Source organism: Pseudomonas sp. NPDC088444 (genome assembly GCF_044900175.1).
In the GTDB taxonomy this organism is placed as follows: domain Bacteria; phylum Pseudomonadota; class Gammaproteobacteria; order Pseudomonadales; family Pseudomonadaceae; genus Aquipseudomonas.
The window spans coordinates 403,080-413,087 of sequence record NZ_JBJDNK010000005.1; the positions used below are offsets into that span (position 1 = coordinate 403,080).

At 55.0% G+C, this 10,008-nt stretch carries 7 protein-coding genes; 6 read left to right on the forward strand and 1 reads right to left on the reverse strand.

Going from position 1 to position 10,008, the window contains the following annotated elements; translation table 11 throughout:
- Positions 1-39: 39 nt before the first annotated feature.
- The gene (locus ACI2KB_RS12900; RefSeq protein WP_404635012.1) at positions 40-966 is read right to left on the reverse strand and encodes an SMP-30/gluconolactonase/LRE family protein; all 927 of its coding nucleotides are present in this window, start codon (positions 964-966) and stop codon (positions 40-42) included.
- Between the two features lie 312 nt (positions 967-1,278).
- Here ACI2KB_RS12900 and ACI2KB_RS12905 point away from each other — a divergent pair, with 312 nt between their 5' ends.
- From ACI2KB_RS12905 to ACI2KB_RS12930, 6 genes are all read left to right on the forward strand, one after another.
- Positions 1,279-2,220 (forward strand): hydroxymethylglutaryl-CoA lyase, encoded by a 942-nt coding sequence (locus tag ACI2KB_RS12905; protein ID WP_404635014.1) that lies wholly within the window; start codon positions 1,279-1,281, stop codon positions 2,218-2,220.
- Positions 2,217-3,416 (forward strand): CaiB/BaiF CoA transferase family protein, encoded by a 1,200-nt coding sequence (locus ACI2KB_RS12910; RefSeq protein WP_404635016.1) that lies wholly within the window; start codon positions 2,217-2,219, stop codon positions 3,414-3,416. Before ACI2KB_RS12905 ends, ACI2KB_RS12910 begins: the two co-directional genes overlap by 4 nt.
- An 83-nt stretch (positions 3,417-3,499) precedes the next feature.
- Entirely contained in the window at positions 3,500-4,819 is a 1,320-nt protein-coding gene (locus ACI2KB_RS12915) for an MFS transporter (RefSeq protein WP_404635018.1), read from the forward strand.
- 122 nt (positions 4,820-4,941) lie between these two features.
- The gene (locus ACI2KB_RS12920; protein ID WP_404635020.1) at positions 4,942-5,706 is read left to right on the forward strand and encodes an IclR family transcriptional regulator; all 765 of its coding nucleotides are present in this window, start codon (positions 4,942-4,944) and stop codon (positions 5,704-5,706) included.
- Positions 5,707-6,159: 453 nt separating this feature from the next.
- On the forward strand, positions 6,160-7,194 hold the full coding sequence (locus ACI2KB_RS12925) for a Shedu immune nuclease family protein (RefSeq protein ID WP_404635022.1): 1,035 nt from the start codon (positions 6,160-6,162) through the stop codon (positions 7,192-7,194).
- Positions 7,195-8,902: 1,708 nt separating this feature from the next.
- The coding region (locus ACI2KB_RS12930) for a ShlB/FhaC/HecB family hemolysin secretion/activation protein (protein WP_404635044.1) at positions 8,903-10,008 on the forward strand (1,106 nt) is incomplete at its 3' end.

The following is a 10,008-nucleotide window of genomic DNA, read 5'->3' on the forward strand; positions in this document are numbered from 1 at the left end:
CCTGTGTGCGAGACACACGGCTGTCAGAGCTTTGCTAGGTCAGGTGTGGGAAAACATCGGTCGCCCGGCATGGGGTAGATCAGCCACCAGTACTGTGCTGGTTGATGAGTCGGTGATGAACAGCTGCCGATTGTCTTTGCCGCCAAATGCCAGGTTGGTGAGGGTCCGTCCTTCGGTGCAAGAGCGGATGCGGTATAGCGGCACGGCATGTGGGTCGAACACCCAGACGCACGCATTCCCAGCATCACACACGTAGAGGTTGCCTTCGGCGTCGAGGGCCATGCCATCAGCGCCACTGACGCCTCCAGCCATGGCGGTGAAGATCCCGACCTTGCTGGTGCCGCCGTCTTTCTGAATGGGCAGGCGCCAGACCGCGTTTCCTCGGGTCATGGCGACGAACAAGGCATTCTGGGCAAGGTCCATCACCAGGCCGTTGGGGCTCGGGCCGTTATCGACCAATCGGGTCAGGGTTTCGCTGTTGAGATCGTAAGCGTAAACCCGTCCAGTCGGATCTTGCTGGCCGGTCTGCCCTTGGTCGGTGAAGTACAGCCTGCCATCGGTGGCGAAGAAAAGGTCATTCACGCCCTTAAAGCCTTCGCTACGGCTGTGGGTGAGAAACGGGCTGATTGCGCCGCTGTGTGGGTCAAGCAGGAGAATGCCTTGCTTGTAATCAGCGATAAAAATCCGCCCGTCCCGGTGGATTTTCAAACCGTTGGGCCAGCCATCGTATTCAACTACAAGCGTCCATTCGCCCTGTGGATCGATGCGGAAAACCCGCCCGTACGGGATGTCAGTCACGTACAAGTTGCCCTGCACATCGAACGACGGCCCCTCCAGGAAACTTTTGACCTTCTGTCCGGGTTTGTTGGCACGTACCCAGTCCGAGTCGCCGTCCTTCCAAAACATCTCAGGCAGCGTGGTGAAGACTTGGGTCGGTAGATCGCGGGGAGGGGCGTACAAGCTCACAGGATCAACTCCTACAGAAGCGGGGGCATTCAGAGATTTTCGCCCTGAAGATACCGTTTCGCTATTTTGTTGTTGTTCTACCAGATAGAACGATGTGTCTTCTGATGGAACAACTTTCGATGTTATTTCTTGAACTGTCAACCGATGCAGGATAGCGGCGGGATATTCCTGCCCAGGTTTACCGATTCATTTTGGATTCGGCTAACACTCTGATGAGCGGCGTTGACAGAAAGCAATCTGCGGAACATGATTTATTTAGAACATCGTTCTGCCAGATAGAACGATCATGATCGACCCTCCGGAGAACCGGCGATGAACCATAAAAACAACATCGATATCCTGATCAGCGAAGTTGGCCCGCGTGATGGCTTGCAGAGCGTCAGCGCAACGATGCCGACTGATCTGAAATTGAAATGGCTGAGTGCCCTGGCGGACTCCGGGCTGAGAGAAATCGAGATTGGCTCATTTGTATCGCCCAAGCTGCTACCGCAGATGGCCGATGCCACGACGCTGGTCGCTCACATGCGCCAACGCCCTGAGGTGTTCGTCACCGCGCTGGTCCCGAACCTGAAAGGCGCACAGGCGGCATTCGATGCCGGTGTGCAAAAAATCACCATGCCGATCTCTGTAAGCGAGCCGCATTCACTCTCCAACATCCGCAAGACTCACCAGCAGGTGTATGACGAAGTGCGCGCGGTCATTGCGCTGCGTAACGAGCACTTTCCTCACATCGAAGTGGAAGCCGGTCTGTCCACGGTGTTCGGTTGCACCATACAGGGCGTTGTGCATGAAGATGACGTGATTCGCATGGCGCTGACCATGGCCGAATTGGGCGTTGATGAAGTGGGTCTGGCCGACACTGTTGGCTATGCCAACCCGACTCAGGTGCGCAGTTTGTTCACTCGCCTACGTAACGAAATTGGCGCCAAGGCTGGCAGCGCACACTTCCACAATACACGTGGCCAGGGCCTGGCAAATGTGGTGGCAGCGCTAGAAGTGGGCGTGACCACCATTGACGCCTCTCAAGGTGGGATCGGCGGCTGCCCTTATGCACCTGGGGCTTCGGGCAACATCGTGACCGAAGACTTGGTTTACCTGCTCGAATCCATGGGCCTGCGCACCGGGGTAGACATCGATAAGTTGGTCGCCGCACGCGAGTGGCTGGTGAAGGGTCTGCCGGGTGAACCTCTATACGGCTTCATACCCGATGCGGGTGTGGGCAAGAATTTTCAGTACGCCGGAGGTGCACGATGAACGCACAAAACCCAAACATTAAGGGGCTGCCGTTGGCGGGCGTTCGGGTCGTTGAGTTTGTGCATATGGTGATGGGACCGACCTGCGGGCTGGTGCTGGCAGATCTGGGGGCTGAGGTCATTAAGGTCGAGCCAGTTCCAGAAGGTGACAACACGCGGCGCTTGACGGGATCCGGCGCGGGCTACTGGATGACCTACAACCGCAATAAAAAAAGCTTTGCCGTCGACATCAAGACCGCAGAAGGCATGGCTGCCGTTCGCAAATTGATCGAGAGCGCCGATGTGGTCACCGAGAACTTTCGTCCGGGCGCGATGGAGAAGCTCGGTCTGGGTTACGACGACGTCAAGGCCATCAAGCCCGACATCATCTACAGCTCGATGAAAGGTTTTTTGCCTGGCCCTTACGAGCATCGCACTGCGCTGGACGAAGTCGTGCAGATGATGACCGGTCTGGCTTACATGACCGGTCCGGAAGGGCGTCCGTTGCGTGCCGGTGCGTCGGTCAACGATGTGATGGGTGGCATGTTCAGCGCGATTTCGATCCTGGCTGCCTTGTGGCAACGCAACGCGACAGGCGAGGGACAGTTCGTGCAGACCGGTCTGTTTGAGAACTCCGCGTTTCTTGTCGGCCAGCACATGATGCAGATGGCAACTACCGGTAAGCCTGCTGCGCCCATGCCCAGTCGACTGTCGGCCTGGGCAATCTACGACGTGTTCGATACCTGCGACGACGAACAGGTTTTCATGGGTGTGGTCAGCGACAGCCAGTGGTCGAGCTTCTGCGCGGCGTTCGGTTTCGATGATCTGGGGCGTGACGCTGATCTCGCCAAGAATACTCAGCGCGTGCAGGCTCGCTCGCGAATTCTGCCGCTGGTTAAAGAGCGCCTCGCGACGCTGGGCAAGAAGCAGATCATGGAGATGTGCGAGCACGCCGGTTTGCCGTTTTCTCCCATCCAGCGGCCGCAGGATCTGTTCGAGGACGTACACCTGAATGCTTCGGGCGGTCTTGCTCATCTGGCCCTGGAGGATGGCGAAGAAGTGAAGGTGCCCATGCTGCCGTTTGAGATGAATGGTCGGCGCTTCGATGCACGTTTGAACGTGCCGCAACTGGGTAGCCATTCTCATGAGCTGCTTGAACAGATGGGGTACGCGGCTTCGGATATTGAAGCGCTGCAAGGACGTGGCATCGTCCGCTAGGCCCCCAGCGTCAGTCTGCAACACCGTTGCTGGCGGTTATTCCCGCCGCCAGCCTTACAAGAATAATGTCGAGGAAATCGGTCATGGCAATTGTCACGACTTCTGCACAGAGCAGCAAACATGTCCCGTCCAATACGCTGGACGCCGAGCAGACTCGCGTTCTGCACAAGGCTGCCTGGCGTCTGATTCCATTGTTGGCGCTGGCGTACTTTTTTAATTATCTGGACCGTACCAGCGTGGGCTATGCCGCGCTGCAAATGACTGACCAGTTGGGCCTCACCGCCACACAGTTCGGCCTAGGCGCTGGCATCATGTTCTTCGGCTACTGCCTGTGCGAAGTGCCAAGCAATTTGGCGATGTATCGTTTTGGCGCTCGTCTGTGGATGGCGCGAATCATGATTACCTGGGGGCTGGCCGCAGCGGCGACAGCATTGGTGGTTGGGCCGTACAGCTTTTACTTCCTGCGGCTGATTCTCGGGATTGCCGAAGCAGGCTTCTTTCCTGGCGTTATTTTTTTCCTGACGCTCTGGTTTCCCTCGCAATACCGCACTCGCGTACTGGCCTGGTTCACGGTGGCTACACCGATATCCTTTTTGGTCGGCGGCCCGCTGTCTGTCTGGCTATTGCAGATGCACGGCACATTGGGGCTTGCGGGTTGGCAATGGATGTTTTTGATTGAGGGTGTTCCAGCCTGCATCCTAGGCCTGATCACCTTGAAGGTGCTGACCAACCAGCCATCCGAGGCGAAGTGGCTGACGCCACAAGAGCGTGATGTGCTGACCGGTATGCTGGCTGATGAGCAGAGCAAAGGACATCACAGTCACGGTTTCAAGGCTGCATTGAAAGACCCTCGTGTGTGGATCCTCAGCTCCATCACCTTCAGCTTTACGCTGGGTTCGTATGGCATCGGCATTTGGTTGCCCCAGATGCTCAAAGGCCATGGCGTCGAAGTCAGTCTGATCGGTTGGGTGGCAGCGATTCCGTACTTCTTCGCGACCGTAGGCCTGCTGATCTGGGCGAAGCATGTCGACCGCACCGGCAAGGGTGTTTTGAACCTGACCCTGGCCATGCTGCTGGCCGGTGTCGCGTTGCTGGTGGCTCTGCAAATGAACGCCCTGGTTCCGGCGCTGGCTGGTATCACTATGGCACTGGTTGGCACCATTGCCGGAAAAACAATTTTCTACACGCTTCCCGGCAAGTTCCTGCGCGGTCAGGCTGCTGCTGGCGGTATTGCACTGATTAACTCAATTGGCGCCTTCGGCGGTTTCGTTGGCCCTTACTTGATGGGTTTCCTCAAGGACTACACCGGCTCTTTCACTGCCGGTCTGATGGCGATGGGATGCATCATGTTTTTCGCAGCGGCCATGGTGGTATCGCTGCGCCTGTTCCTGCGTGAGGACTGAGCAGGTTGTAACGAGACGATCTGAGGATAGCGTCAGCCCATATCTGATATTGTCTGCCTTGCGACCGTACTGACAGCGAAGTCAGCGGTCGCTTGCTGAAGATACATCGATAACGAGTGGCTATGAATAACCCATCTGATAGCAAGTTGACCGAACAACCCGAGAGTGCAGAAAGCGGCGTCGCTGCCGTTGACCGTGCCTTCGCCATCCTTGCGGCTTTTGATATCGAGCAGGATTGCTTGAGCTTGGCTGAGATAGCAAGACGTACTGGCCTCTACAAAAGTACGATCCTGCGTCTGGTCGCATCTCTGGAGAAAGCAGGATTCATCCGCAAGCTAGGTGATGGTCGTTACTCCGTAGGTCCGGAGCCGTTGCGCTTGTCCCAGTTGTATCAGGGGTCTTTCCATCTACGCGATGTGATTCATCCCTTGTTGGAATCCATCACTGAGGAAAGTGGTGAGACATCATCGTTTTATGTGCTGGAAAACGGCAGTCGAGTGGTGTTGTTTCGTGTCGAACCCAAGCGGGCCGTTCGTGTGTCAGTGATCGAAGGTGCGCGCTTCTCATTGCATACAGGCGCATCCGGAAAAATACTCCGAGCTTTTTCTAAGCTGAGCGATCCCTCGCTTGTCCAGATTCGTGAGAGTTTCTGGGCCTGTTCATTCGGCGAACGGGACCCAGAAACTGCGGCTGTGTCAGTGCCGGTTTTCGCTATGGGTTATGAGCTAAAAGGGGCATTGACCCTTTCCGGCCCTGCTGACCGCTTAGTCAAGGAGCACATCCAGAATGCCGCAGCCATTCTGTTGCGTAATGCCGCTATTGCCACCAGTGCTCTGGGTGGCAATAACAATGAGCTAAGAGCGGCCCTGGATCGGGTCAACTTATAACCGGTCAAAGTCACCCTCAGCGTCGTGCGTCCGCTTTCGACCCAAAGCGGTCGGTCGGGGGCTACTTTCGCCGATTGCTGTCTCGGGTCAAGAGGAGAGGCAGACCCAAAGTGGACTGCCCCGAAGCGAACGCAACGCAATTCCCCATCAAACTGCCAGCAAGAATAATTCCAGCATCCGCGCAGCCAACGGTTTAAATTTCCCAAGTGGTGGGGAACATGTCTGCGCTGCGCTATCCAGAATCCTTCAAAGTGCAGCGGTGCTGCCCATATAAATAGCCTGAGCATCGTCATGCGAGCTTTGGTACGGCCTGTAGCTTCTATGAATAAAATCTAGTGTTTGTACCGTACCAAGGATCATGTATGCTCGGAGAGTTACTGCAAATAATAGATTTGCTGGTTAAGATTTAAGAATTTTTTACGAGTAGATGGGGTTGCCTGGGGAGGGAATGTGATGAGTATAGATGACAAATTATTCGAAGAAGTGATGCACTCTTTAAAGCTTGCACGTGACCTGCGTGAAGCAAGAACAGTAGACTCCAATGCAATTAGCGATGCATTAGCCTTTAAGCTTTCGCATCACTTTGATCCTGAAGGTGATATGGAGGAAAGTCTCGGAGATCTCCTTGAGTCGGTAAAAGAACAAAGTAAGCAAGCTGTTCAGGATGCTCTTGGAGAATCTCACAGCTTTGAGTTGTTCAAAGGTGAGCTCGAAAAAAACCCGGAATTCAAAAAAGCCATAAGGAATGGGCAGCAGGCCAAAGAAAGTATCGAAAAATTAATTGAATACATGAAAGAAAACTATCTAGATAATGACGCAAAAGAGTTTGCCTCACTTTGCATCAATGCTTTTACCGATATTAACTCCATGCTTCTAGAGCAGGATGTAGTGCCTCTGATCAAGAGAGGTATCTATTCCGAAGATTTGGCTTCAGCTATTACAGTCTGGCAAGACTCCGCAACTGAAAAGGCGGACGATGAACAGTTCTGGCAAATGGAGCTGTCTGCTCGAAAAGGAATATTGGAGCGGCTCATCGGAGGTTATGCATTATTTTTACAGCGTGAATTTCATGTTGGCACTACAAACGCTGAAGGCAAAGGAAGCAAACGAACGGACTTTGCATTGATAGATGGGCTAAATAATAACTTGACGTTTATTGAGATAAAAACCCCCAACACTAAACTTCTGGGCGCTACATATCGCGGCACTTATCCGTTATCCAGCGAAGTTTCTGGGACCATCAGTCAGGTCCTAAATCAAAGAAACGAACTCATCATGAATTTTCACTCCAAAAGGTATAATAGTGAAAGCGTCTTCGAGGTTTTTTCACCGAGGTGTTTTGTCATCGTGGGTAACCTCACAAGTTTGGGTGGGGACAAGGAGAAACTGAAAGCATTTGAGGTTCAAAGACAGGCTGTAGCTGCGCACGTGACTATCGTTACCTTTGACGAGCTATATCATCAGTTTTCAACCTTCAATCAGATATAGGGCGGGTCGACTTTTCGAAGTGTTATTAACTGCCAAGTATGGCATCCGATGTGAGGGACCGCTTCTGGCCGATATCTGCCTGTTGGCAAGCACACGCTAGATCAGCACGCCCCACCCCTGACTTAATTCGCGAAGCGGTCTACGCCCGACTGAACCGCTTCGCGGAATTGTCCCAGGCGGCATCCGACCGCAGCGGACGGCGGCATGCGGTTGGTTAGCTTCATAATGGCCATTGGGCGAATCTCGCCGGGGCAAACCACGCATAAATCGCCCGAAAATAAGTCGAACCATCCCTCCTTGTCCGGGCCTTAGTTTGTATTAAAGGGCTCGCGCAAGGAGCGGCCAATGTCAATGAATAAAAGATCCAGACGTCAAATCGAGAGCTTGGTGTTCGCACGCGACTGGCATCTGACCAGTGCGCTCCGGGCTCAATCTGAAGGACGGCGCGAGGAAGCGCAGTTTCATATGAACTACTACCGGTTGCTAGGGCCTGCGGTTACGGCCCATGGAACGCTTAGGTAACCCGTGCACGGTCTGTCGACCAAGTGCCTACGGAGAGACCAGTCATTTGCTGTTAGTCGCCGCCGACGGCTTTCGACCCATTGTTGCCTTTGGCCGAAACGTGTCGGTGCCTCATTCTTGGGCGTGGGATATCTACAGTTCCCCTAAAGCTAAGCGCTAGGAACGCCAACTGGTACGCTGATCGTTCGGTTGCGTCCGGATCCTTGCCAATGCAAAGTTTAATGGGGCGCAACACCTGGCCGGCGCTGCAAAATACTCAGACAGCACCTTACTGAACCTTTGATGCTTCGCTATTGTCCATCCTCAATTGCGAGGTTTCGGCCTCTGGGGACCTGCTGTGACGACTGTAGAAGAATTAATCCAATGGAATTTCCATTGGCGCGTCAACGGCAGGGTTATAACGTGTCGGCGCTGTCTCGCGAAGCAGGCGGAGGAAAATAGGGCTTTTTACTTTACTCATGCCCCCGGTTGTATACATGCATCCATGACGGTCATGCCATGGGGAGAACTGGATGGAATGTGTGCACGATCCCGTTCGGGGTTGTAATTGCATCGCTTCGGCAGGGTCTTGTTACGTCATTTATCCATTAGGACGCGAGAAGATTGCCTCGAAAGCCTCCACTTCCATCCTCACCAATTCTAGCGTTACCTCGCAGCGTCAGCTTCTGGCCGTTAGCTGCCCTTCCTGGAAAGCAGCAGTGGGTCGACTCCTGCCGGTCAAGACGTACCCGTGCGCTGGTCACATTCGATGCAAATGGCTGGTCAAGTCGAATGCAAACAGGTGGTCAAATCAGTGCAATTAACCAGCCAGGCGGGGGCACGACCTCACTCCAACCGACGCCGACTTTGATCTGACCACCTGCTACTTCCAGCCGCCCAGCGGAGCGATTGACCCAATCTGTTGCGTTGACCAGTTGATTCCACAACCTAAAGCTGCCAGTCGCCACTGCACTCATGGCATGTTCACCCACTACAGCGTCTGGAAGCTGCCTGCCGCTTCGCCAACTGCCCATTGCAAATCCTTGGCCTGAATGGCCCACAGATTCATCCGTATCGACCATGCGTCGCCTTTGTTACATGTCTGAAACAATTTAATTGACGCCAAACAAATGACTGAATAGGATCCAACCCGCTTGATATCACTGTGCCATTGCAGGGAAGCTTTGTGGGATCCTCCGTTCAGAAAATCGCGCTGTCCTGTCTGCTTACAGTCGCGCCGCTGCTTGTTATTGCCGCCCCGACGCCGGGCGATCAAGACCTTATCCGCGACCGTCAGGATCGCTTGCTGCAAGAGCAGCAACGCCGCCTCGAGGAACTCAAAGACCTGCCCGGCAAGCAAGCCGCGCCTGTGCAACCCAGCGCACCCGCCGACACCCGCTGCTTCACCATCAACAGCATCGAACTCAAAGGCGCCGACTCACTTTCCGAGTCCGAGCGCAAACGTTTGACCCAGCCGTACCTGGGCCAATGCCTGGGCGTCTCGCAGCTTAACGCGCTGCTGAAAGTCATCACCGACCTGTACATCGATAAGGGCCTGGTCACCAGCCGCGCCTATCTGCCGCAACAGGATTTGTCCAAGGGGCATTTGCAGGTGCTGGTCATCGAAGGACGGCTGGAAAAACTTAGGAGCGATGCCAACAGTGGCCTCACTGATCGCGAGCTGGCCATGGCATTTCCGGGGCGGGAAGGGAAGTTGGTCAACCTGCGCGAGATCGAGCAGATGGTCGATCAGCTCAACCGCCTGCCGTCCAATCAGGCGCAGATGGAGCTGACGCCAGGCCAGGCCGTGGGTGGCAGCGACGTGCTGGTCAAGAACACCCCGCAAAAGCCTTGGCGCGTGAACCTGTCGCGCAATAACGATGGCCAGCGCAGCACCGGCGAGCAGCAGTGGAACACTGGTCTGGAGTGGGACAGCCCGCTGGGTTTGGCCGATCAACTGAGCCTACGCGGCGGCCACGATGCGATGACCGACTCGGCGCACACCTCGCACAACGCTTCGTTGGCCTACAACCTGCCGTGGGGCTGGTGGAACTTCAGTTACAGCTACAGCGAGAGCGATTTCCGCTCCCAGGTGCAGGCCAACGGTTTCAACTTCAAACAGAGCGGTGACAGCCAGACCCATCAGATGCGTGCCGAGCGGGTTATCTATCGCGACGCCCTGAGCAAGACCTCGCTCAACGTCGGCCTGTCCAACCTGCGCACCAACAACTACATCGAAGACAGCCGCCTGGCGCTGAGCAGCAACCGCATCAGCGAAGTGCAGTACGGCATCAACCACGGGCGTCGCATCGG